At 62.3% G+C, this 223-nt stretch carries 1 protein-coding gene; it reads left to right on the top strand.

Annotation, left to right across the window (positions count from 1 at the left end; genetic code table 11):
- Positions 1-223 (top strand): hypothetical protein (locus E4K09_RS29285; RefSeq protein ID WP_166802405.1); only part of this gene is annotated, 223 nt, incomplete at both ends.

The raw sequence follows: 223 nt of genomic DNA, 5'->3' as shown, positions 1-223 counted from the left end.
TCTTCAACAGTCTGATCGCGGCCTATCTTCTGCCCTCGATCCTGGCGGCTGGCTTGGCCTCTGTGGAGCGGAATACGCGGCCCGCTTCCTATGCCGTCGCTTCGGCCATCCTGAGCTTGGTGCTGCAATGGGCCTACGTGGCGATGGAGATCCGACGAATCTTCCAAGGCCCCAGGGTAGGCATCTTCTGGCGCGGCTTCACCCAGGGCGAGCAGTGGAGCTA

The sequence above is a fragment of the Microvirga pakistanensis genome, assembly GCF_004458765.1.
GTDB classification, from domain to species: Bacteria; Pseudomonadota; Alphaproteobacteria; order Rhizobiales; family Beijerinckiaceae; genus Microvirga; species Microvirga pakistanensis.
This window is presented reverse-complemented; position numbering and strand designations above follow the sequence as displayed.